Annotated in this window: 23 protein-coding genes; 11 read left to right on the forward strand and 12 right to left on the reverse strand. The window is 61.4% G+C overall.

Annotation, left to right across the window (positions count from 1 at the left end; all coding sequences use genetic code 11):
* The first annotated feature begins 13 nt into the window (after nucleotides 1–13).
* From dapE to ACTG20_RS15865, 6 genes are all read left to right on the forward strand, one after another.
* The gene (dapE, locus tag ACTG20_RS15840; RefSeq protein ID WP_439987794.1) at nucleotides 14–1,141 is read left to right on the forward strand and encodes a succinyl-diaminopimelate desuccinylase; all 1,128 of its coding nucleotides are present in this window, start codon (nucleotides 14–16) and stop codon (nucleotides 1,139–1,141) included.
* Nucleotides 1,138–1,827, forward strand: a complete 690-nt coding sequence (locus ACTG20_RS15845; protein WP_194495937.1) for a M15 family metallopeptidase — start codon at nucleotides 1,138–1,140, stop codon at nucleotides 1,825–1,827. Before dapE ends, ACTG20_RS15845 begins: the two co-directional genes overlap by 4 nt.
* Nucleotides 1,824–1,970 (forward strand): hypothetical protein, encoded by a 147-nt coding sequence (locus tag ACTG20_RS15850; RefSeq protein WP_005337933.1) that lies wholly within the window; start codon nucleotides 1,824–1,826, stop codon nucleotides 1,968–1,970. The genes ACTG20_RS15845 and ACTG20_RS15850 overlap by 4 nt, the downstream gene beginning before the upstream one ends.
* A gap of 279 nt (nucleotides 1,971–2,249) precedes the next feature.
* A complete protein-coding gene (locus ACTG20_RS15855; RefSeq protein ID WP_439987796.1) occupies nucleotides 2,250–3,977 on the forward strand; it encodes a potassium/proton antiporter in 1,728 nt (575 codons plus the stop codon).
* A gap of 43 nt (nucleotides 3,978–4,020) precedes the next feature.
* Nucleotides 4,021–5,124: a beta-N-acetylglucosaminidase domain-containing protein gene (locus ACTG20_RS15860; protein WP_439987797.1), complete on the forward strand. Its 1,104-nt coding sequence runs from the start codon at nucleotides 4,021–4,023 to the stop codon at nucleotides 5,122–5,124.
* 31 nt (nucleotides 5,125–5,155) lie between these two features.
* Entirely contained in the window at nucleotides 5,156–6,364 is a 1,209-nt protein-coding gene (locus ACTG20_RS15865) for a cation:proton antiporter (RefSeq protein ID WP_439987798.1), read from the forward strand.
* A gap of 73 nt (nucleotides 6,365–6,437) precedes the next feature.
* Here the strand turns inward: ACTG20_RS15865 and ACTG20_RS15870 are convergent, their stop codons facing one another.
* Complete coding sequence (locus tag ACTG20_RS15870) at nucleotides 6,438–7,070, reverse strand: LysE family translocator (RefSeq protein ID WP_005344345.1); 633 nt, start codon at nucleotides 7,068–7,070, stop codon at nucleotides 6,438–6,440.
* A 232-nt stretch (nucleotides 7,071–7,302) separates the two neighbouring features.
* On the opposite strand from ACTG20_RS15870, the gene ACTG20_RS15875 reads away from it, so the two are divergent.
* From ACTG20_RS15875 to ACTG20_RS15885, 3 genes are all read left to right on the forward strand, one after another.
* The gene (locus ACTG20_RS15875; RefSeq protein WP_194495933.1) at nucleotides 7,303–8,925 is read left to right on the forward strand and encodes a methyl-accepting chemotaxis protein; all 1,623 of its coding nucleotides are present in this window, start codon (nucleotides 7,303–7,305) and stop codon (nucleotides 8,923–8,925) included.
* 175 nt (nucleotides 8,926–9,100) lie between these two features.
* Nucleotides 9,101–9,631, forward strand: coding sequence for a DUF1523 family protein (locus ACTG20_RS15880; RefSeq protein WP_005350438.1), 531 nt, complete (start codon nucleotides 9,101–9,103; stop codon nucleotides 9,629–9,631).
* Nucleotides 9,628–9,924 carry a winged helix-turn-helix domain-containing protein gene (locus tag ACTG20_RS15885; protein ID WP_005337957.1) on the forward strand — a complete coding sequence of 99 codons (297 nt, stop codon included), beginning with the start codon at nucleotides 9,628–9,630 and terminating at the stop codon, nucleotides 9,922–9,924. Before ACTG20_RS15880 ends, ACTG20_RS15885 begins: the two co-directional genes overlap by 4 nt.
* Before the next feature lie 186 nt (nucleotides 9,925–10,110).
* Here the strand turns inward: ACTG20_RS15885 and ACTG20_RS15890 are convergent, their stop codons facing one another.
* The gene (locus tag ACTG20_RS15890; protein WP_194495932.1) at nucleotides 10,111–10,578 is read right to left on the reverse strand and encodes a hypothetical protein; all 468 of its coding nucleotides are present in this window, start codon (nucleotides 10,576–10,578) and stop codon (nucleotides 10,111–10,113) included.
* 33 nt (nucleotides 10,579–10,611) lie between these two features.
* The gene (gene rihA / locus ACTG20_RS15895) at nucleotides 10,612–11,547 is read right to left on the reverse strand and encodes a pyrimidine-specific ribonucleoside hydrolase RihA (protein ID WP_194495931.1); all 936 of its coding nucleotides are present in this window, start codon (nucleotides 11,545–11,547) and stop codon (nucleotides 10,612–10,614) included.
* 222 nt (nucleotides 11,548–11,769) lie between these two features.
* On the opposite strand from rihA, the gene ACTG20_RS15900 reads away from it, so the two are divergent.
* Nucleotides 11,770–12,498 carry an RluA family pseudouridine synthase gene (locus ACTG20_RS15900; RefSeq protein WP_194495930.1) on the forward strand — a complete coding sequence of 243 codons (729 nt, stop codon included), beginning with the start codon at nucleotides 11,770–11,772 and terminating at the stop codon, nucleotides 12,496–12,498.
* Between the two features lie 140 nt (nucleotides 12,499–12,638).
* Here the strand turns inward: ACTG20_RS15900 and udp are convergent, their stop codons facing one another.
* Entirely contained in the window at nucleotides 12,639–13,394 is a 756-nt protein-coding gene (gene udp / locus ACTG20_RS15905; RefSeq protein ID WP_005337975.1) for a uridine phosphorylase, read from the reverse strand.
* Nucleotides 13,395–13,776: 382 nt separating this feature from the next.
* On the opposite strand from udp, the gene yiaY reads away from it, so the two are divergent.
* Nucleotides 13,777–14,928 carry an L-threonine dehydrogenase gene (yiaY, locus tag ACTG20_RS15910; protein WP_005337978.1) on the forward strand — a complete coding sequence of 384 codons (1,152 nt, stop codon included), beginning with the start codon at nucleotides 13,777–13,779 and terminating at the stop codon, nucleotides 14,926–14,928.
* Between the two features lie 49 nt (nucleotides 14,929–14,977).
* Here the strand turns inward: yiaY and ACTG20_RS15915 are convergent, their stop codons facing one another.
* From ACTG20_RS15915 to ACTG20_RS15950, 8 genes are read right to left on the reverse strand one after another with little or no spacing between them, the layout of a single operon-like run.
* Nucleotides 14,978–16,360 carry a vWA domain-containing protein gene (locus ACTG20_RS15915; RefSeq protein ID WP_194495929.1) on the reverse strand — a complete coding sequence of 461 codons (1,383 nt, stop codon included), beginning with the start codon at nucleotides 16,358–16,360 and terminating at the stop codon, nucleotides 14,978–14,980.
* Nucleotides 16,360–16,851 carry a pilus assembly protein FlpK gene (locus ACTG20_RS15920; protein WP_194495928.1) on the reverse strand — a complete coding sequence of 164 codons (492 nt, stop codon included), beginning with the start codon at nucleotides 16,849–16,851 and terminating at the stop codon, nucleotides 16,360–16,362. Before ACTG20_RS15920 ends, ACTG20_RS15915 begins: the two co-directional genes overlap by 1 nt.
* Nucleotides 16,848–17,321, reverse strand: a complete 474-nt coding sequence (locus tag ACTG20_RS15925) for a TadE/TadG family type IV pilus assembly protein (protein WP_005359316.1) — start codon at nucleotides 17,319–17,321, stop codon at nucleotides 16,848–16,850. Before ACTG20_RS15925 ends, ACTG20_RS15920 begins: the two co-directional genes overlap by 4 nt.
* Nucleotides 17,318–18,088, reverse strand: a complete 771-nt coding sequence (locus ACTG20_RS15930) for a tetratricopeptide repeat protein (RefSeq protein WP_167570200.1) — start codon at nucleotides 18,086–18,088, stop codon at nucleotides 17,318–17,320. The genes ACTG20_RS15925 and ACTG20_RS15930 overlap by 4 nt, the downstream gene beginning before the upstream one ends.
* Nucleotides 18,089–18,095: 7 nt before the next feature.
* The gene (locus ACTG20_RS15935) at nucleotides 18,096–18,980 is read right to left on the reverse strand and encodes a type II secretion system F family protein (protein ID WP_194495926.1); all 885 of its coding nucleotides are present in this window, start codon (nucleotides 18,978–18,980) and stop codon (nucleotides 18,096–18,098) included.
* A gap of 3 nt (nucleotides 18,981–18,983) precedes the next feature.
* Nucleotides 18,984–19,868 carry a type II secretion system F family protein gene (locus tag ACTG20_RS15940; protein ID WP_194495925.1) on the reverse strand — a complete coding sequence of 295 codons (885 nt, stop codon included), beginning with the start codon at nucleotides 19,866–19,868 and terminating at the stop codon, nucleotides 18,984–18,986.
* On the reverse strand, nucleotides 19,865–21,178 hold the full coding sequence (locus ACTG20_RS15945) for a CpaF family protein (protein WP_194495924.1): 1,314 nt from the start codon (nucleotides 21,176–21,178) through the stop codon (nucleotides 19,865–19,867). The genes ACTG20_RS15940 and ACTG20_RS15945 overlap by 4 nt, the downstream gene beginning before the upstream one ends.
* A complete protein-coding gene (locus ACTG20_RS15950) occupies nucleotides 21,178–22,311 on the reverse strand; it encodes an AAA family ATPase (RefSeq protein WP_194495923.1) in 1,134 nt (377 codons plus the stop codon). Before ACTG20_RS15950 ends, ACTG20_RS15945 begins: the two co-directional genes overlap by 1 nt.
* Between the last annotated feature and the right edge of the window lie 3 nt (nucleotides 22,312–22,314).

The following is a 22,314-nucleotide window of genomic DNA, read 5'->3' on the forward strand; positions in this document are numbered from 1 at the left end:
CTAAGGACAACTGATGTCGGATGTCATCGCACTGGCCAAGGATCTGATCCGCCGCCCCTCCGTTACCCCCCTCGATGAAGGGTGCCAGACCCTGATGGCGGAGCGCCTCGCCAGGATCGGGTTCGTTATCGAACCCATGGTGTTTGAGGACACCACCAACCTCTGGGCCCGCCGTGGCAGCAAGGGGCCGCTGTTCTGCTTCGCCGGTCACACCGACGTGGTGCCTGCCGGGCCGCTGGACAAATGGCACACCCCGCCGTTCGAGCCGACCATCAAGGATGGCGTGCTCTACGGCCGTGGCGCCGCCGACATGAAAGGCTCGCTGGCTTCCATGGTGGTGGCGGTCGAGCGCTTCGTGGCCGAGCATCCGGATCACACCGGGTCCATCGCCTTTCTCATCACCTCCGATGAAGAGGGGCCCTTTATCAATGGCACCACCCGGGTGATCGATACCCTGGAGGCCCGCAACGAGAAGATCCGCTGGTGCATCGTCGGCGAGCCCTCCTCCACCGCAGTGGTCGGGGATGTGGTGAAAAATGGCCGCCGCGGCTCCATCACCGGCGATCTGCTGGTACGCGGGGTGCAGGGCCATGTCGCCTATCCCCATCTGGCTGACAACCCCATTCACAAAGCCGCGCCAGCGCTGGCGGAACTCGCTGCCACCGTGTGGGATGAGGGCAACGCCTACTTCCCCCCCACCAGCTTCCAAATTGCCAACATCTCGGCCGGCACCGGCGCCTCCAACGTCATTCCGGGCGAGCTGCAGGTGCAGTTCAACTTCCGCTTCAGCACCCAACTGACCGACCTGGATATCCGTGAGCGGGTCGAGGCGCTGCTGGATAAACATGGCCTCGATTATCAGCTGAGCTGGACCCTCTCCGGCCAGCCGTTCCTCACCGACACCGGCAAACTGCTGACGGCGGCAGTCTCTGCCATCGAGGCGGTCAATGGCCAGCAGCCAGCCCTGCTCACCACCGGCGGCACCTCCGACGGGCGCTTTATCGCCCCCACTGGCGCCGAGGTGATTGAGCTCGGGCCGGTCAACGCCACTATTCACAAGGTGAACGAGTGCGTGAAGGCGGACGATCTGGATCTGCTGGCGGACATGTACCAAGGGGTGCTCGAGAGATTGCTGGCATGACGCAGGAACAACTGCTGGGGCTCGACGAGAGCCACCTTATTCTGGTGGGACGCGGCCCCCATCGTCTGACTGCCGCCACCGCGGCGGCCTTCAACGACATGCAGGTTGCGGCCGCCTATGAGGGGTTCAACCTGCAGGCGGCCTCCAGCTGGCGCAGCTTCGAGCGCCAGCTCGCCATCTGGAATGGCAAGTGGCGCGGCGAACGGCCACTGCTCGATGCCAACAGCCAGCCCATCGATGCCCTGCAACTAAGCGAGGTAGAGCGGCTGCACGCCATCCTGCGCTGGAGTGCCCTGCCCGGCACCAGCCGTCACCACTGGGGGACCGATCTCGACATCTACGACCCGGACTGCCTGCCCGCCGATACCAAACTGGCGCTGGAGCCGTGGGAGTATGAAGCCGGGGGCTGGTTTGCAGATCTCAGCGAGTGGCTCACCGACCATATGGGGGATTTCGGTTTCTTCCTGCCCTATGCCAAGCCGGTCGGGGCGGGGAGCGGGGTCGCCTACGAGCCCTGGCATATCAGCTTCTCGCTGGAGTCCGACGAGCTGCGGCTCGATCCAGCGGCACTGGCGCTTTGCCTGCAACAGGTGGATATTGAAGGCAAGTCGACCATATTGGCCAACCTTGATGAAATTTTGGCCCGTTATGTCACCACCTGTCCTGACGAAAGGAAAATCCCATGAATCTCTGGCTGTGGATAGGGTTGCCGCTGCTGTTCCTGCTCGGGCTGTTTCTCAATGCCATCAAAGACATGAAACGGCTGGAAAAGCAGTTGCCCAACTACAAGGACAAGATCCGCGAAGTGAAGGATGACGAGGACGACTGAATCCTGCCCCATCCCGTGGGGAGCGCCCTTGTGCTCCCCTCTCCCTCTGCTGTGCCGTTTCGCTTTTCCCCGCCCTATCCTCCCTGCGCATCCTGATATCGACGCTCCTTTGACTCCGCTTTCGTTAACCCCGTCACAGTCAGAATATGGCGCGGCCATGCTGAAAAAAGGGATGAAAAATGTAAGAAAGTGCAAATTGATGCACAAATAAGCCACACAAGGGGGGCCTAACTGCATATAATGTGCCTACTTTGCACATTACCAGGAAGGAGTTCGCCCTTGGATGCCGCTACCATCAACAGTTTCTTTTTTGTCGCTGCCCTGTTGGTGGGAGCCAGCGTACTGTTGAGCGCCCTCTCTTCCCGCCTCGGTATTCCCATTCTGGTTATCTTCCTCGCCGTCGGCATGCTGGCCGGTGAGGATGGCCCAGGTGGCATCCACTTCGCTGACTACTCCATCGCCTATCTGGTGGGCAACCTGGCGCTTGCCATCATTCTGCTCGACGGCGGCATGCGTACCCGGGTCTCCTCGTTCCGGGTGGCGCTCTGGCCTGCCCTGTCGCTGGCGACGATCGGTGTGGCCATCACCACCGGCCTGACGGGGCTCGCCGCCGCCTGGCTGTTTGGCCTCAACCTGATGCAGGGGATGCTGATCGGCGCCATTGTCGGCTCCACCGATGCGGCGGCGGTCTTCTCCCTGCTCGGCGGGCGCAGTCTCAACGAGCGGGTGAGCGCCACTCTGGAGATAGAGTCAGGCAGCAACGACCCCATGGCGGTGTTTCTCACTGTCACCCTAATCGAGGTGCTCGCCACCGCCCAGCAAGGACTGGATTCGGGCTTCCTGCTGCTGCAACTGGTCAAGCAGTTTGGTCTTGGCGCCGGGATTGGCCTTGGCGGCGGCTGGCTGCTATGGCGTCTTATCAACACAGCCCGCTTGGCGCCGGGGCTCTATCCGCTGCTCACCGTCAGCGGCGGTCTGCTCATCTTCGCCCTCACCACGGCGGTCGGTGGCAGCGGCATTCTAGCCATCTATCTCACCGGTCTGTTGCTCGGTAACCTCGCCCTGCGCAGCCGCAGCACCACATTGTCGGTGCTGGACGGTCTGACCTGGCTCAGCCAAATCGGCATGTTTCTGGTGCTGGGGCTGCTCGCCTCCCCCCACAAGCTGCTGCCCATCGCCCTGCCCGCGCTGGCACTGGCGATGTGGATGATCCTGTTTGCCCGCCCGGTGTCGGTCTGGATTGGGCTGCTGCCGTTCAAGAACTTCGCCCCCCGCGAGCGCTGGTTTATCTCCTGGGTCGGCCTGCGCGGCGCCGTGCCCATCATTCTGGCGGTCTTCCCCATGATGGCGGGGCTGCCCAACGCCCAGCTCTACTTCAACGTCGCCTTCTTCGTGGTGCTGGTTTCGCTGATTTTGCAGGGCAGCTCGCTACCGCTGGCATCAAAACTGGCGCGGGTGGAGGTACCGGCACCGCCGTCGCCCATCAACCGCTCCGGGCTCGAGATCGATCTCGACAGCCAGTGGGAGACCTTCGTCTACCAGCTGGGGGAGGAGAAGTGGTGCATCGGCTCGCCACTGCGGGATCTGCAGATGCCCACCGGCACCCGGATCTGCGCCCTGTTTCGCGGCCGCGAGCTGCTCCACCCCTCGGGCAGTACCTGTCTGCAGGCCGATGACATCCTCTGCGTCATCGGTCACGAACGTGACCTCCCTGCCCTCGGCCAGCTCTTTAGCCAGGCGCCGGAGCAGGATCTCGGCCCCCGCTTCTTCGGTGACTTCCTGCTGGAAGCAGCGGCACGGCTGGTGGATCTCGCCCCTCTCTACGGGCTGGATGTGAGCGAGGTGGCGGATCAGACACTGGGCGATTTTATTGCCAGTCAGTTGGGCGATAATCTGGTGGTCGGTGACAACATCGAATGGCAGGGCCTGATCTGGACCGTGGCCGAAATGGACGAGAGCGTGCCGAGCAAGATCGGGGTGCGCTTTCAGGAAGAGGACCCGGTCTGACCGACCGTCCCGTATCAAGTCCCCAGCAAGAAGGGAGAGTGTTATGCCATATCAAAGTTTGCTGTCCGGCCCCCTGCCCCCCGCTGCCAATCTGGGGGTCATTGAAGGCTTTTTTGGCAAGGGATGGAGCTGGCAGGCCCGCGCCCGCTACGCCCAGTGGCTGCCACGCCACGGCTACGGCTTCTATATCTATGCACCGAAAGAGGATGGCTATCTGCGCAAGCACTGGGCCCTCCCCTGGCCCGAGCAGCAGCTGGCCGATCTCGCCGAGCTGGCGCGCCAGTGCCGCGCCAACGGACTCGCCTTCGGGGTGGGCTTGAGCCCCATGGGGGCTCATCACGACTACGATCGCAAACGCTCGGCGCTGCTTGAGAAAGTGCGCCTCATCGACGAGATGCTGCAGCCTGACATTCTGGCTGTGCTGTTTGACGATATGAAGGGGGATGCCCCGGATCTGGCCCGTCACCAGCTCACCATCGCCCACGATATCGCGGCCCACAGCAAGGCAAGCAGCCTTATATTCTGCCCCAGCTACTACTCGACCGATCCGGTGCTGGAGAAGGTGTTTGGCGCCATGCCTCCCCGCTATCTGGAGGAGCTTGGCGAGCAGCTCGATCGCCGTTTCGAGATCTTCTGGACCGGCCCCAAGGTCTGCTCCAGCGAATATCCAGCCAGTCACCTCAAGCAGGTGACCGAACTGCTCGGCCGCAAGCCCTTCCTGTGGGACAACTACCCGGTTAACGATGGCAGCAAGGCGAGCAGCTACCTGCATCTGCGCGCCTTCGAGAATCGCCCTGCCGAGCTGGCAGAGCTGGTCTCTGGCCACGCGGTCAACCCGATGAAACAGGCAGCACTCTCCGCCCTGCCCCTCGCTACCCTGCCGATGAGCTACCGGCTCGGCAAGCAGTACGACCCCGACAAGGCGCTGCATGCCGCCCTCAACGCCACCTGCGGCCCGCAGATTTCGGCGATGATCGAGGCCGACCTGCCGCTGTTTCAGGATCTGGGGCTGGCACAGCTCACCCCTGAGCAGATTGCCGCCCTCAAGGCGCGCTATCTGCCGTTTCGTGACCAATCCTGCGTCGACGAAATCGTGCGCTGGCTGGACGGGGAGTATGTGTTTGATCCCGACTGCCTGACCGATTAAACCACCCCTGCGGGGGCAGAAAGGAGGTTGTATGGATGCACACCTGCTTTACCAGAATCTGGCGGTGATCGCCGCCTTCTTGCTGGTCTACAGCCTGATCGCGGGGCGCTTCGAGTCAAAACTGGTCAACGGCCCCCTGCTCTTTCTGCTGACCGGCTGGCTACTGGGACCCGGTGGGCTGGAGCTGCTCTCCCTCTCTATCGACAGCGCCGGCATCAAGCTGCTGGCCGAGCTGACTCTGGTGATTGTGCTGTTCAACGATGCCGCCAACACCAACTGGCAGGTATTGCTGGCCAACCGCCAACTCCCCATCCGGCTTTTGCTGATTGGCCTGCCCCTCACCCTGCTTTGTGGCGCCCTGTTTGGCCACTGGATCTTCCCCGACCTGCCACTGCTGGAGATGGCCATCCTCTCGACCATTCTCGCCCCCACCGATGCGGCGCTCGGCAAGGCGGTGGTAAGCAACCCCGCGGTGCCGGCACCGGTGCGTGAAGGGCTCAATCAGGAGAGCGGCCTCAACGACGGCATCTGCGTGCCGGTGCTGCTTCTGCTGCTGGCTCTTATCGCCCCCACAGAGCAGCACGCAGGCACCGCCACCTTGGCCATAACCCTGATGCTGGAGGAGATCGGTATTGGCCTGCTGGTCGCTTTTGTGTTGACCAGCCTCACCATCTGGCTACTGAAAATCTCCTATCTCAACGGCTGGCAACTGCCGCTCTGGCGCCAGCTCACCATGCCGGGGCTGGCCCTGCTCTGCTTTGCACTGGCCCAGACTCTCGGTGGCAGCGGCTTTATCGCCGCCTTCGTCGGTGGTTTGCTGATGGGACGGCGCCTTGGCGAGCACAAGCACGCCTATATGGACAGCTGCGAAGGCTACGGCGACCTGCTCTCCGTGGTGATCTGGATGGTGTTTGGCGCAACCCTGATGCCCATCCTGCCCGAGCTGCTGCACTGGCAATACTGGATCTATGCCATTGCCAGCCTCACCCTGCTACGGATGCTACCGGTCTGGCTGAGCCTCATCGGCACCGACCTCAAGCCGGAGCTCAAGCTCTTTATCGGCTGGTTCGGCCCGCGGGGCCTTGCCAGTATCGTCTTTGCGGTGATGGTGCTGCAAAACGAGCCTGCCCTGATTGGCCAGCGTCCCATCATCGCCACCGTGCTCTGCACCATCATATTGAGCGTCATCCTGCACGGCCTCACCGCCAACCCCTGGGTCGAGCGTTTCAAGCCTCGCTGAGCCACCCTGCGCCCATAAAAAATGCCACCGACCGGTGGCATTTTTCTTGTCTGGTGCGGGTCACTGACAGCGCTCAACCAAGCGCCAACCAGACTCCCACCCCCAGCATCAGAGTACCGGCGATGCGGTTCATCAGGGTGACGTTGCCGCTCTTGGCGAGGAAGTGGCGCAGGGTGCGGCCACCGCTGGCGTAGAGCAGCAGGCAGGAGAACTCGATGACCAGGATCAGCGCCACCAGCGCGCTGATCTGCGGCGCCATCGGCTTGTCGGCAGAGATAAAGGGGGGCAGCAGGGAGATCATGAAGGCCCACCCTTTGGGGTTGGCGATGGCGGTGACGAAACCCTGCAGCGCCAGCCCCATGGCGCTGGTCTGTTGACCGGCCGAGAGATCCGCCGGAATGGCCATCTTCCCCTTGGCCTGCCACATCTGGATGCCGAGCCACACCAGATAGGCGCCCCCCACATATTTGAAGGCGGCGAAGATCCCCGGATAGTTGAGCATGATGGCTGCCACCCCGATCACCGACAACACCGAGACCAGCCCGACGCCGATCAGCTCCCCCCACATCATGTGCAGGGTGCGGCGCACCCCCAGGCTCATCCCCAGAGTCATCGACAGGGTCATGCACATGCCCGGGGTCACCGAGACAAAGAAAAAGGTCGGGATAAACAGAGCCAGAATGGCCGGATCGATCCAGCTGGACACAACACACCTCCATATGACGAGAGCGGGAAATCACGAAAACGGGACAGGATTGACACAACCCAGCAAGTTGTACCACATATTCAGGGGATAAAGCGCTCAATCATGCCTAAACGGCTCCTTTCTCACAAGAAAAAACCTTTTCTTCAGCACATTTCAGCAATAAAAGCCTGTGACAGCTCCTGACGTGCATGTGTAAGATGTCTGCTCCTCCAATTCCGGATTAGAGCCATTTATGTCATTGAATAATCTATCAATACGTGTCCAGGTCTTGATACCTTTGCTGCTGGCCAGCCTGCTGATGATGGTGATGATCGCCATCAGCAAACAGGGTCTGGATGAAGCCATCAATGACATAGATGAGACGACCCAGAGCGTGGTGCGCAACAAGGACGATATTGCCAAACTGATCCACGCCACCTACCGGCTGCGCACCAGCGCCATCTATGGCCTCTACGATGCCAAGCTGTTTGCCGCACTGCCCGCAAACCTCAACAGCGCCGAGCAGGAGATCAACGCCATCCTCGGCCGTCTGGTGCTTCCCGGTGCCGAGCAGGATAACCGTCAGGTCGCTGCCGCTCTGCAGGCCTACCTCAACCATACCCGCAGCAACATGCTGCCGCTGCTGGCGCAAAAACATCAGGGTGGCGGCGATCCGGTCGCCTACGAGGCGGCTCGCCTCCATTTCCGCGAGCTGGGTGAACAGCTGATCAAGCAGATAGACAGCATGTCCGCCCACATCAACCAGCTGATCCAGCAAGAGCTGGCCGAAGAGCAGGCCCACTACGACGCCACCCTGCTGCGTACCCTGCTGCTCACCGCCGGTACCCTGCTAGCAGCGCTGATCTGTGGCTGGGTCCTCTCCGGGCGTATCGTCAGCCCCATCGGTCAGTTGCAAGAAGTGATGCACGCCGTGGCGCAAGGGCGCTTCAACGTGCGCGCCAAAGCGGAGGGCAACAACGAGCTGACCCGTCTGGCCAAAGATATCAACCTCACCCTTACCCAGCTCGGCAACACCATCGAGAACCTGACCGGGATCAGCAACAGCGTCGCCTCCGCCGCCACCGAGCTGGCCGCCGTGATGACCCAGTCCGAGGCCAATGCAAAGCAGCAGCACAGCGAGATCGAACAGGTCGCCTCCGCCGTGACCGAACTCTCCAGCACCGCTGACAACGTCAACCACAACGCAGCCATCGCCGATGAGCTGGCGCGGGATGCCAATGGCCGGGTCGAACAGGGGCTCGCCCTCTTTACCGAAAGCATCGCCGCCAACAGCCGGATGGCGGGCAGTCTGGAAGATGCCGCCTCCATCGTGGCTCAGCTCAAATCCCAGTCCGAGCAGATCGGCAAGGTAATTGAAGTGATTCAGGGGATCTCCGAGCAGACCAACCTGCTGGCGCTCAATGCCGCCATCGAAGCGGCCCGTGCCGGTGAAACGGGTCGTGGTTTTGCGGTGGTGGCCGACGAAGTGAGAATGCTGGCGGCCCGTACCCAGGACTCCACCAAGGAGATCCAGTCCATCATCGAGCGGCTGCAGAGCCAGTCCCAATCCGCCAACAACGGCGTACAGGAGACTCTGGAGATCCTCAGCCATAACCAGCGGTTGTCCGCTCAGGTGCAGGATCTGCTAAGCGGCATTACCGGTGCAGTGCGCCAGATCAACGACGCCAACGCCCAGGTCGCCACCGCCGCCGAGGAGCAGTCCTGCGTTACCGCCGATATCAACCGCAACATCACCAATATTCACGAGATCGTGAGCCAGAGTTCCGCCGGCATCAGCCAGAGCGCCAGTGCCAGCAACGAACTCTCCCAGCTCGCCGAGCAGCAACGCAAGCAGCTGGCCCAATTCCAGCTGTAAGCGCACAAAGTGAACCAGACAAAAAGGCCCGCAAGGGCCTTTCTTGTTGATGGAGCAATGGCTTTGTCTCTGTTTTAAACGCCATTTTTTGGCCGTTGGTGCCATAAGGGGCTGGGCTGAGGGGGCAAATGTGAGTATGGTAGAGGCACGTTACTCCCCCTCACGTGAGCACACCATGAGCCTGAGATTCAAGAAACCCGCTTTTATCGCCTTGGGGCTCATCGCCCTCATTTCCGCCGCCTGGCTCGACTACTACCTGCCGGAGCACACCATCGCTACCATCACCGGGGTCGAGGTGAAGCGCACCGACAAGGATGGCCCCATCAGCCAGAAGAACCCGGCTGACGGCCCCACCACCGATGTCTACTACATCTACACCGAGCGCCCCGGCGAGAAGATCCGGGTGTTTCGCAATGAAGATACCGAGTGGGGCTGGCCCTTCTACTTCAAATTCAACGCCGCCGACGTCCAGGCCAAGGCCAAGTCGATGGAGTTCGAGAAACGCCTGGCCATCATCACCTCCTACGGCTGGCGCGTGAACATGTTCTCCATGTTCCCCAACGTCACCAAGATCGAGAGCACAGAGCCTGACGCCTCCACCTGGAGCTTCTTCCGCTGGTTCTGGTTCGGCCTCTGGGCGCTGGTGATGGGCAAGGCAGCCATTGCGACCTGGCGCTACTTCGATCGTCTTGAGGACGAGCTATGAGTGAGCCGAGCAAGACCCGCACCAGCTTCTACCGGCGGCTCTACGTGGCCTGGCTGATCAGTCAGGGCACAGATACGGTGCCTGCCATCATGGAGGCAACCGGCATGCCGCGCCGCACCGCGCAGGATACCCTGACGGCGCTGGCCGAACTCGATATCAGCTGCGCCTTCGAGCAGACCGAGGGGGCTCGCCACCTGCAGGGGCACTACCGCATCAGCGACTGGGGGCCCATCAATCCGGCGTGGATCAAGGCTCAACTGCCGCTTATCAAAGAGACGTTGAGCTATCCCTGAAATGATGTCGAGTCAGGCCTGCGACTGGGGAACCTATTGCAATCCGGCATGGATCAAGGCTCAACTGCCGCTTATCAAGAAGACGCTGAGCTATCCCTGATCAGGGCGCTAAGCAACAATAAAAAAGAGGGGCCAGCCGGCAAGGCTGGCCCCTCTTTTTTCAGGCCGATGGCGTGACAGGTGGCCCTACTCGGGCATGGCCGAATCCTCAAGCTCCCCGTCAGACTCGCCGCGGGTGCAGTCGATGATGGAGCGCTTGGGGTTGTTGGGATCGCGCAAAAGCAGAGGGGCTGAGCCCTCGTCATGCTTCTGCTCGTCGCCAAACTCGCTGCCGTAGGCGTTGTGGGTCAACCGGCGGGCATTGGCGATGGGGGTATCGACAAAGAGAGCATGCACTTCGAAGCTGGAAGCGGGCACGATAAAGCCGACCACCGGCAAGCCGTGTAGCTCCTCGTGCAACTTGTACCAGGCAAAGCCGTCGCTCACCTTGTAGGGGGTGTAGTTGGCCAGTTGTAGATTGGCGGCCCTGCCCGTCTCATCCACATAGAGATCGGTAAATTCACAGGTCGCCAGCCCCTGCCACATCCGCTCGAATGGCGTCGCACAGCCTGTCAGTTGCAACCCGGCCAGCAGCACCAAGCCTCTCTTCCACATTCCCCGCCCCTTCTTGCAAAAATGAACCGGCGCTCAGTCAAACGCCCGCAGCCGCGTCACCAGCAGATCGATAAAGCCCGGACGATCCAGCCCCAACAATACCAGCGCATTGGCTGGCTTGCCGGTCAGACCATAACGATCCACCACCGTCATCCCCACGGAATGCACCCCGCTGGTCTCGATATCGACCCGGCACTCAACCCCGTGGAACAGCTCGGGAGCCAGCAACCAGGCAATGGTACAGGGGTCGTGGAGCGGTGCACCAGCAAATCCCCACTTGGGATCCCGATGGTAGATCATGAAAAAGTCGAGCAGCCCGGCCACGCACTGGGCCACCGGATTGGTGATGGCGCGCACCCGCTCGATATCCTCGTCCATCACCTGCGCCTCATGAGTCACATCGAGGCCACACATGGTAATTGGGATGCCCGACTTGAACACCATATCGGCCGCTTCCGGATCGACATAAATATTGAATTCCGCCGCCGGCGTCCAGTTGCCAGCCCCTGCGGCGCCCCCCATCAATACGATGCGGGCAATCCTGGGTTTTAGCTCGGGGTGGGCAGCCAACAGCAGGGCGATATTGGTCAGCGGCCCGGTCGGCACCAGAGTCACGGGCTCCGCGCTCTCGCGCAGACATTTGGCCATCAGCTCGATCCCCGTCATCCCCTGCGGTGCAAAGGCGGGATCCGGCAGTTTGGGGCCATCGAGACCCGATTCGCCGTGAACGTTGTCGGCGATGATCAGCTCGCGGGCCAGCGGTTTCGGTGCCCCGGCCGCCACCGGAATATCGTCGCGCCCCAGCAAGGTGAGGATGCGCAGGGCATTGTTGAGGGTCTTGTCCGGCGTCTGGTTGCCCGCACTGGTGGTGACCGCCAGCACCTTAAGTTCAGGGCTGGCCAGCGCCAGAATGAGGGCAATGGCGTCGTCGTGGCCGGGATCACAATCGAGAATAACGGGCAGTGCCATGGAAAGGGTCCTTACAACATAACAGGGAGCCATACCTTAACAAGCAAGCTTCGGATGAACTCGGGAAGGAGTCACAAAACGGGGCCTTATTGCTAACCTGGGCGGTTTGCACGGCACGCCACCTCGCTCAACACGGCTCACTATCAAAAGTTTGCATGGCGTCATGCCGTTCATTTTCCGAGGCTGCGCACCACCCATTCGCCCGGCCGCGCCGGTTCGGGTATGATCGCCCCCCGTTTCCAGCCTGTGCCACCTATGTCCGTTATCGTCGACACCTTTATTGCCCCGCCCTGCAAGGCCGCCATCGAGATCCTGTTCGAAGATGAGCACCTGCTGCTCATCAACAAGCCGAGCGGCCTGCTGAGTCTGTCGGGCAAGAACCCGCAGAACCTCGACTCGGTTCACTATCGACTGGTGCAGGATTTCCCCGGCTGCACCCTGGTGCATCGCCTAGATTTTGGCACCTCAGGCATCATGGTGGTGGCCAGAAACAAGGCCATCAATGCCCTGCTCTGCCAGCAGTTCAGTCAGCGGGCGGTAAGCAAAGCCTACAGCGCCCTGTTGTGCGGCCATCTGGCTGACGACGAAGGGCTTATCGATGCCCCCATCGCCAAGGATCCGGCCCTCTTTCCGCTGATGAAGATCTGCGCCGCCAGCGGCAAACCCGCCCGCTCCCGCTATCAGGTGATTGAGCGGCTGGCGCAGCAGATACAGGGGCAGAACGTGCCTTTGACCCGGGTACGACTGGTGCCGGAGACCGGCCGCACCCATCAGCTGCGCATCCACAGTCAGTTGCTGGGCCACCCCATCCTAGGTTGCGATCTCTATGGTGGCCTGCTTCCCCCCGGCTGCGAACAGGCGCCGCGGCTGATGCTGCATGCCAGCGAGCTGGATTTTGCTCATCCGGTGAGCGGCGAGCCGATGCAAGTACGCTGTGCTGCGCCTTTTTAAGTGCAACAAGTAGGAACAATAAGCGCGAGTGCGACGGGATCAGTGAAAGGCGTGACGGGAGAGGAAAGGCGGTAAACGGCGGATAAAGATAGGGGCCGCGCTTTCGCAACGGCCCCCACCCCCCACTCTTTGTGGTGCTATCAGATCAGCTTGCGGGCAGCGCCCAGTACGATCTTGATGGCATCAGATTCGGTCTTCGCCATGGTCTCGGCGTTCGGGATCTCTTGCTGGGTACGGTTGACGATAACGCCAGCCACCATACCGGCACGCAGGCCCTGGCTGGAGCACATGGTCAGCAGGGTTGCGGACTCCATCTCATAGTTCAACACGCCCATGGCTTGCCACTCTTTCATGGACCCCTGGAAACGGCTCACTACGCGGCCGGATACGGTGTCGTAACGCTCCTGACCCGGGTAGAAGGTGTCAGAGGAGGCAGTCACACCGATGTGCAGCTTGGAGCCCATCTCTTTGGCGGTGTTCACCAGCGCAGTGGTGCAGTCGAAGTCGGCAACAGCCGGGAACTCCATCGGTGCGAAGTGCAGGCTGGCACCGTCGAGGCGCACGGAACCGGTGGTCACGATCACGTCACCCACGTTCAAGTGCGGCTGGATGGCGCCAGTGGTGCCGATACGCAGGAAGGTGCGGATGCCCAGCTGGGCCAGCTCTTCTACCGCGATGGATGTGGACGGGCCACCGATACCGGTAGAGCAGATGATCACGGCCTTGCCGTCCATCTCGCCGCGCCAGGTAGTGAATTCACGATGGCTGGCCAGGTGCACCGGGTTATCCAACAGCTCTGCGATACGCTTCACGCGCTCGGGGTCACCGGGGACGATCGCCAGGGTGGCGCCTTGCAGATCCGCTTTCTTCAAACCCAAGTGAAATACATCAGACATATTGGACTCCTGGTTGCCCCCTGCCAGCATGGTCAGGGCACAAGTTAAGATGATTCTTTATGATACTTTCAAGCCTTTACCCCCCTCTTCGGGGAGGCGCCAACTATGGTCGAAAGCGCTTTCCAATTCCTTGAAGCGCCTCACACTTCCACGCATTGACAGTGACAAACATTGCGCAAAACGTTTGCTAACTCAATGAAATAATTGACAAACGTTTTTCTGTCAATCGAGTCAGATGCAGGAAAGTCAAGCCTGGTTCAGCGCTTAATTAACGACTCGTGATCGACCCCGTAAAGTTGTAAACAAGATGCTTTTGTATCCCTTTCTAGATGGTAGCCTAGCTCTTAACTACCACTTAATGGCTAACTATAGGAAGTCCATCATGGCTACATTCAAATTCTATATTCCCGCAATCAACCTGATGGGTGCCGGCTGTCTGCAAGAGGCTGCCGCCGATATCAAGGGTTACGGCTATCGCAAGGCGTTGATCGTCACCGACAAAATTCTCAACCAGATCGGCGTGGTCGCCAAGCTCACCACCCTGCTGGCTGAACATGGTATTGAAAGCGCTGTTTTCGATGAGACCAAACCCAACCCCACTACCAGCAACGTCGAAGCGGGTCTGGCGATGATCAAGGCCAACGGCTGCGATTGTGTCATCTCGCTGGGTGGCGGCTCGCCCCACGACTGCGCCAAGGGCATCGCGCTGGTCGCCGCCAACGGTGGCAGCATCAAGGATTACGAAGGGGTGGATCGCTCCGCCAAACCGCAACTGCCGCTTATCGCCATCAACACCACAGCCGGTACCGCCTCCGAGATGACCCGCTTCTGCATCATCACCGACGAAGCGCGCCACGTGAAAATGGCCATCATCGACAAGCACGTTACCCCGCTGATGTCGGTCAACGACCCCGAGCTGATGCTGGCCAAGCCGGCTGGTCTCACCGCCGCCACCGGTATGGATGCCCTGACCCACGCCATCGAGGCCTATGTCTCCACCATCGCCACCCCGGTGACCGATGCCAGCGCCGTGATGGCCATCGAGCTGATTGCCAAGCACCTGCGCACCGCCGTTCACCACGGCGATGATCTGCACGCCCGCGAGCAGATGGCCTACGCCCAGTTCCTGGCCGGCATGGCCTTCAACAACGCAAGCCTGGGCTATGTGCACGCCATGGCCCACCAGCTGGGCGGTTTCTATGACCTGCCCCACGGTGTCTGCAACGCCGTGCTGCTGCCCCACGTTCAGGCGTTCAACGCCCAGGTGAGCGCGGCTCGTCTGAAGGATGTGGCCCGCTACATGGGGGTGGATGTGAGCGCCATGAACGACGAGCAGGGCGCCGCCGCTGCCATTGCCGCCATCAAGCAGCTGGCGCTGGATGTGAAGATCCCGGCCGGTCTGGAGCAGCTCGGCGTCAAGGCCGATGACTTCGATACCCTGGCCAGCAACGCCCTGAAAGATGCCTGCGGCTTCACCAACCCGAAACAGGCGAGCCACGAAGAGATCGTTGCCATCTTCCGCGCGGCGATGTGACCCTGTTAACACCTTGAATAGCGAGGGGCCGATCAGGCCCCTCTTTGCATTATTTCGTCAACACGACATCGTTGATGGAGCTCGCCAACCGGGTCAGCACAGTACGAATATTGCTTTTGGTTGCTTTGAAGGCCAGGGAGCGATCACTGGCACACTGGGCCACGAAACGGGTATCCCCTTCGAATGCCACCGTATAGATCTGGATCCCCTTGCGTTTCATCTCCCGGCATAACAGCAACTGCTTGCGATCCCGCAATGCCGCTTCGGTCATGTGTTCCCCATCGGAAAACAGCACCATGATCTTGCGGTTATCCTGTAACCCATATGGGCGCGGCAAAGCTGCCGCCCCCTGCCGCCAGCGTCCCTGCCACTCTGGTGAAAGCAGCCGCCAACCCCACATCACCCCCTCTGCCGTGTTGGTATTGAATGCGGCATAGAGGGTATCAAGCGCCTGACGATAGTCGGCACGGGTCGCCAGATGCGCCTGAATGGGGCTCACCCCGCAATCCGGACCATCGAAGATGCCGAGCTTGTCACGGCGGTTCTCCAGATAGCGATCCAGCGGATTTTCTTTTGGCGCAAAGGCCAGCAAGGGCGTCCCATCGCCATAACGGGCAATGGGGGGGGGCTTGGTGCTGTAAAAAAGATGGGGCCTCAGTTCATCCCGCGGGGCCTGCTCCAGTTTGCGGATCCAGCCGGGCGTGACCTCTGCCACCCGATCGATACCATCAACATGTTCTGGCAATCTGGCACAGAATGCCTTGCGTTGACGCCCAGGCACCTCTCGCGACAACAGATTGAGCCAACCACGCTCCTCTGCCAGCGTCCGCAACCCGAAGGGAATTTCGATGCTTTCAGGATGAAACAGCTCGGGATGATCGCCGATATTGACCAGCCCGGTGGCGGGAATGATGCTGACCACCCGATCCTGATTGCGCCGCTCGCGACCAAACAGCACCTCGCCAAACTCGACAAGGCCCTGCTTGATCGCCTTCATGGGTGCACCTGACATGGAATCGGAAATATCCAGCACCAGCGCGACTTCGATCCGGCTTCGTGCACTGTTGGCACGCGCAGCCGCCGCAATCGGCATCCCCTCCTCCCCTTCCTCTATCGCCGAGAGATCCATCAGAGCGGGAACTTTTCCCTGCAAGATCACCTGCGCCCCCTGCTCTCCCTGGTTCAGGCGGGGAGTAGCCACCTGCATGTTACGCCCGCTCAGATTGGCCTGCATCAGCGCCTGGGCATCTTGCAAGGCTGTGTCGCTATCTGCCGCAGAGTAGATGACTGCATCGGCAGCGGCGCTGAGCAGACTCTGGCCGTTGTAACCGCGCACCAGCTCGATGGCGACCCCGGTCAGCGCCAATACCCCGACCAGCATCAATGCGAATGCCGGAGATAAGCCGCCACGCTGTTCAGACAATAGTGGCATCAGTGAACCTCCTGAATAAAGTGGGTGGTCAACGCACGATCGCCCCACAGGCGGCGAAACATGCCCCCCCCGTCCAAATCCGGGCGATAGCAGAGGGTCACCCGCATCAAGGTGCCAACCCGCAGCGGCGGCCAATTGCCCTGCCCAGCACAGCCACTTCCCTGCAACAGCGGCAACAGTTCACCACTGGCGCTGTTGTACTGCTCTATGGTCAACGCCGCTTGCCCACCATGTAGAGCCGCCAGTTGCTGCTGCACAAATCCTTGATAAAACGCCAGCTGGGAAACTGCCGCCGCATCCTGCGTGACCCCTTGCTGGGTCACGATCTGCGTCACGTTATAGGCCACATTGTGCAACCGCTGTTCAAGGCGCAGCAGTTGCAATGCCTCGTTGCCAAAACTGAGCAGGGCCAGCAGCGCGGGGATAAACAGCATCGCCTCGATGCTGATGCTCCCTCTGTTTTGTGCGGGTCGAGAGATGGTTCTGCTCATCCTGCACCACCTGCCGGCAACCGGTCAGTCAGCAACAACAAGGTGCTCTGATAACCCAGCTGGCGATCGGCCACCAGCCAGCTCGGGGTCAGCAGCAAACGGGGGCGAAGTCTGGCAGTCACCTCCAGCACGGGATCGGCAGGCGCACGGGTGTCACTGCCAGGATCCAGTCCCCCCTCTTGTTGTCCCAACATGGCTGCAAGTGACACATGATGCCTGACAGTCACCTCCACCCCGGCCAATTCACCGTGCCCTTGCTTGAGTAACCGCTCCCGAATTGCGCCAGCCAAGGGGATACGCCCTGCGGCCGACTCGGCCTGCAGCTCCCGCAATGCAGCGCGCAGGCCATACTCCAGGGTGCTGTATTGCAGCTGTATCCGCAGCACATCCACCACCAGCAACAACAACGCCAGCAGCAGTGGCAAGATGATCACCAGTTCGATGCTGGCCACGCCACGCTGATGATTCACACAGACTGCCCTCTGAGTTGCGCCTTGAGCAGCCGGATATCGTGTTCCAGCTGGCTGGCACTGAGAAAGCGCGACAGGATGAGGCGAGCCTGAGGTTCATTGCCCTCGGCCAGCAGCAGCAGGGCGTAGTTCATCTCCACCTGGGGTGGCAGGCTCTGATAATGCAACAGCGGCTCGAAGGCCTGACGAGCAGCGATCCGGTTCCCCTCCATCAGCCAGCCCAATGCCAGATTGCCCCGATAGTCAGGCTCATCCGGAGCAGCGGCAACCGCCGCCTCAAACAGCGCACGCCCTTTGGCAAACGCCCCCTGCCGCAGACTGGCGACCCCCAGCCCGTTGCTGAGCCGGGCCCGTGCCAACGGTGTCAGCTCCGGCAAAGCGAGTCCTTGACGATAAGCGGTTGCGGCCTGCTCCGTGCGCCCATCATCGAGCAGGAACTTGCCCAGATAATTGGCCGCCTCCGGTGCCTGCTTGCCAGCGCGGTCGAGCAGCTGTTGCAGGCCATCGCGTGCGGCCTGCTTTTTATCTTGCTGATAACGGGTTCGCGCCAGCATCAGCTGCGCCTCTTCCAGCGAGGCATCACTGCTCAAGAGCGCCAGATAGAGGCGTTCAGCCTTCTCATACTGGGCAGAATCAAAAGCGGCCTTGGCCACCGCCATGCCATTGCTTTGACTCTGCGCCGATGCATCACCATGGCTGCTGCATCCCGCCAGCAGAAGCAGCGAGATAAAAATGAGGTAATAGCTTGATTTCATATCCGATTCCATCACCTGCTCAACGCAGGCTGTTGATCAACAAATTGAGGGTGGGGGTAATGATCAGCACCAGCATGGGCAACATGATGAGCGCCATCTGGATGAGGGTGATCTTGCCCGGCAGGGAGCCAGCCTGCTCCTCCAGTGCCAGTCTCCGCATCTGGCGCGCCTCCTGACTGATGGTGCGCATGGTCTCGGCCAATGGCGACCCGTACTGCTGAGCCATTTGCAAGGTGTTGGCGAGACGATCCAGCTCGGGCAAGCCGGTCCGCCAGGCAAGCCGTGCCAGACAGCAGGCCTGATCGCCGCGCATCTGGATCTCGGCATGAGTACGCAAGAATTGCCGGGCAAGCCCCGGCTCCAACGCCTCCAGATAGTGACCCACTCGCAGCAACGCCCGATCCAGCGCAAGCCCCGCCTCGACACTGATCACCAGCAGGTCGATGGCATCAGGCACCACCTTCTGCTGAGCCGCCTTGACCTTGCGGGCCCGCCACTGCAGCCAGCGCTCCGGCAAACCGGCCCCTACCACATAGGCCATCAGTACCCACATCAGGGTGAATCCATCGGCCGGGGCAACCAGCAGGCGCCATGTCAGCACCATGATGGCCAACCCCAGCCCCCCCAGCAGCTTGGCACCCCGTAACCGATCAAAACCCTGGCTGGCAAAGATCCCGGCTTGCGCCAGTAACTGCTGCAAACGTGCCTGCTCGCGGCCGCCCACCGGATAACCGCGGCCGCACCACGCCAGCCACTCACGCCCCGGCACCTTTGCCGCGGCAAGAGTGGCATAACGGCGACACTGTTGTTGCCACTGTTGTTGTTGCCGGTAACCGTACCAGCCCGTCACAGCGGCAAGCGCAAGCGACAGCAGTGCCAATGCGAATAGTTGGGTAACAGCCATGACCTACCCCTGCAGACGCGTGAGCCGGCGGATAAGCCAGAGCCCCACCGCCACGCTGATTGAGACATACCCCATCACCCACTGGCCGCTGGCCGTGGTCATCAGATAGGTAAAGTGCTCCCGCCCGGTACTGAACAGCACCAGCAGGATGATGACAGGCAGAGCGGCCAATACCTTGGCAGAGTTGCGACTCTCGGCGGTGATGGTCTGGATGCTGGCCGCCAGGGTCTGACGGGCACGCAGGGTTTCGACCAGTTGTGCCAACACGTCGGAGAGGCGACCACCGGTCTCTTGCTGCAGGCTGAGCACTATGGTCAGAAACTGGAACTCGGCCACCGTGACCCTGTTTGCAGCCTGTCGCATCACCTGCGCTACCGGTTGCCCCACCTGCAACTCGTCGTGCATCTGGGCAAACAGCCGTGACATCAAGCCGCGCTGCTGCCGTGCCACTTGCTGGAAAATATCGGCCAGCGGCGCCCCCACCCGCAGCGCCCGGATCATCCCGTCAATCACCTCGGGCAGGCCGGTGCGAAACTGCTCCAGCGCACGCTGTTGCAGCTGTTGATAGAGCAGCAGACCAAGCAGCAGTGCCCCGCCAACCGCCAGCAACAACGCCAGCCAAAGCGGCATGCCATTGGCGACCAGCAAGATGCAGGCAAGTGCGGCGCCTGCCGGCCCCTGCCAGCACCAGCGTGTCAGTTGTTCCTGACCCACCATGGTCACCATCTGCTGATACCACTGGGGCAAGGGACGCGCCGCCTCCCGGGACTCCGGTTGCCCGCCATAACGCTGGCTCTGTTGCAGCCAGGCTTCACGCCGATTCTGCCACTGCCAGAGCAGCAGACAAGCCGCCCCCCAGCCAAGGCAGACGGATAACAGCATACTCATGCGTCCTCCTCCCCATCTTCATCCATGCACGCCTGCAACTCGGCTAGCAGGCCCGCCTGACGGGCCTTTTCTTGTACCCCGGCCGAGAGCGGATGGGCCATGAAGCGCCCCTGCAACTTGCCGTGCAGCTCGGACTCCAGCACGAAACGAAACACCGGTTGCATCCTGATCTGGCTTCCCTCCAGCGCCGTGATTTCACTGATGGCAGTGATGCGGCGCTGACCATCGCGCATTCGCTCCAGTTGCACCACCAGATCCACCGCGCTGGCGATCTGGGCCTGAATGATCTGCTCGGAGAGGCGCTCCGCCCCCATCTGCAACATGTTGGTCAGGCGCAGCAGCGCATCTTCCGGGGTGTTGGCGTGCAGGGTGCAGAGTGAACCGTCATGGCCGGTGTTCATCGCCTGCAGCATGTCGAACGCCTCGGCGCCGCGCACTTCCCCCAAGATGATCCGATCCGGCCGCATCCGCAGCGCATTGCGCACCAGCGCCCGCACACTCACCTCCCCCTTGCCTTCGGCACTCTCGTTGCGCGTTTCCAGCGGTACCCAGTGCGGCTGCTCAAGAGAGAGCTCGGCAGCATCTTCAATGGTGATGATCCGCTCGTCGTCGTTGATGTGCTTGCTCAGGGCGTTGAGCAGGGTGGTCTTGCCCGACCCCGTCCCCCCCGAGATCAACACGTTGAAACGACTGCGAGCAGCCAGACCGAGAAAGCGGGCCATGGCGTCCGACAATGCCCCTTTCTCCACCAGATGAGCCAACGTCAGGCGGCTACTCGGGAATTTGCGAATGGAGATGGAGGTGCCGCACAGGGCGATCGGCGGTGCAATGACGTTGACCCGGCTGCCATCGGCCAGACGGGCATCCACCATGGGGGTGGACTCATCCACCCGCCGTCCCACCGCATTGACGATCCGCTGCGCCACATTGAACACATGCTGACGGTCGCGAAAGCGCACCCCCGATAACACCAGCTTGCCGTGCCGCTCCACATAGACCTTGTCCGGACCATTGACCAGAATGTCCGACACCTCGGGATCATCGAGCAGGGGTTGCAGCGGCCCGACCCCCACCATCTCGTCCACCAGTTGCCGCCCCAGCAGGAGCAACTCCTGACGGTTATAAGGGAGCATGCGGCGGCTCGAGAGCTGATCGAGAGCATTTGCGACCCGCTCAAGCAATGCATCACGGGGCAAGGTGGCGGCCACCGAGGGCTCCACCAGCTCGTAAAACGCCTCGCGCGCGGCCTCAGACATGGTCAGCAGCGCCCCTTGTACCGGCGGCTGCCGATTGCTGGCTTGTCCGAACATCAGCGCAATCCTCCCCGGCGGCGTCCCGCAGGTTGAGTGCCAACCAGCTCGGCTGCCAGCCACTTGATTGCTCGGGCCAGTTTGCTTTTTTGCTTGATAAGCGCCATACCGGCCCGCTCGGCTCGCACAAAGGCGCCGTGGTCATAAGGCAATACGGCGGCATGAGGTTGACCACAGACCCGCTCCAGCTCCGTGGCGGGCACTCGCCCCTCCTTGCCGCGGCAATGGTTGCCTACCAGCAGGTGACGTTGAGCCTGCCCCCCTTTGGGCAAGTTCCCCAACAGTCGCAATGCCCCCAGACTGAAATCGTGCAACCAGATCACCACATCTGCCTCTTGCAGCAAGGCGCGTAACCCATGGCTGCGCTGGTCCGGCACATCGATAATGAGGGTGCTGTAGTGCTCCGCCATCACATTGACCGCGGCCACCAACTGCTCGGCGCCGAGCACCAGCTCAGCGCCCTCGTCATAGAAAAGGAACAACCGTGGCCCGAGTTGATGAGCGGTGTGGGCCAGCAGGGTGCCATCTAACCGATCGGTCGCCTGCCACCACTGCTCGCCGGGCGGGGCATAGTCGCTGCCCAGCAAAATGGGGTGACGGCTGTGATAAAGATTGAGATCCAGCAGGGCCACCTGACGGTGATGCTGCTCTGCCAGCTCCAGTGCCAGATTGGCGCAGACAGTACTGGTGCCCACGCCACCCGCGGCACCCACGACACAGATCACTCTCCCTTTGCGCAAGGAGGTCACCAGCGGCACCCCCAGCAGACGCAACAGACCTGCACGAAGCGCATCAGGATCCAGTGGCGCCGGGTAGTAATCATCCACCCCCACCGAGATCAACCAGCGAAACAGGGCGACATCTCCCCGCTCCCCCAGCAGCACCAGTCGCATCTGAGGTGGACAACATTCGGCAAGCGCCGCCAGATCAGCCGCCAGCGTCTGCTGATTTTCCACTTCCACCAGCAGGATATCGGGCGCACCGTGAGCCAGACAGTGCGATCTGGCCTCCGCCAGAGAGCCCGTCAGTTGCAGGTGCTCCACATCGCTCAATCCGGCTATCACCCGCTCGACCCCGGCACTCAAGGCAGGCTGGCGCGTCACGGCCACCAGCCGTTTGGCTTGTTCACTCATGAC

The sequence above is a fragment of the Aeromonas sp. 84A genome, assembly GCF_051919345.1.
Lineage (GTDB): Bacteria > Pseudomonadota > Gammaproteobacteria > Enterobacterales > Aeromonadaceae > Aeromonas > Aeromonas veronii.